Origin of the sequence: Paraburkholderia sp. BR10937 (assembly GCF_040965695.1) — a bacterium.
Lineage (GTDB): Bacteria > Pseudomonadota > Gammaproteobacteria > Burkholderiales > Burkholderiaceae > Paraburkholderia.
Window position 1 is genome coordinate 1 of record NZ_JBFRCL010000324.1, and the last position, 212, is coordinate 212.

General features: G+C 56.1%; 1 rRNA gene. It reads left to right on the plus strand.

From position 1 onward, the window contains the following. A 16S ribosomal RNA gene (locus AB4Y44_RS43125) occupies positions 1–129 on the plus strand; the annotation flags it as partial. Positions 130–212: the final 83 nt, after the last annotated feature.

Consider the following 212-nt stretch of genomic DNA (forward strand, 5'->3'; position numbering starts at 1 on the left):
TGGGAGTGGGTTTTGCCAGAAGTGGCTAGTCTAACCGCAAGGAGGACGGTCACCACGGCAGGATTCATGACTGGGGTGAAGTCGTAACAAGGTAGCCGTATCGGAAGGTGCGGCTGGATCACCTCCTGTCCAGAGCTCATCGCTCACACGCGTTCAAGCGCTCACACTTGTCGGCTGTAAGAAAGACAGACTCAGGGGTCTGTAGCTCAGTC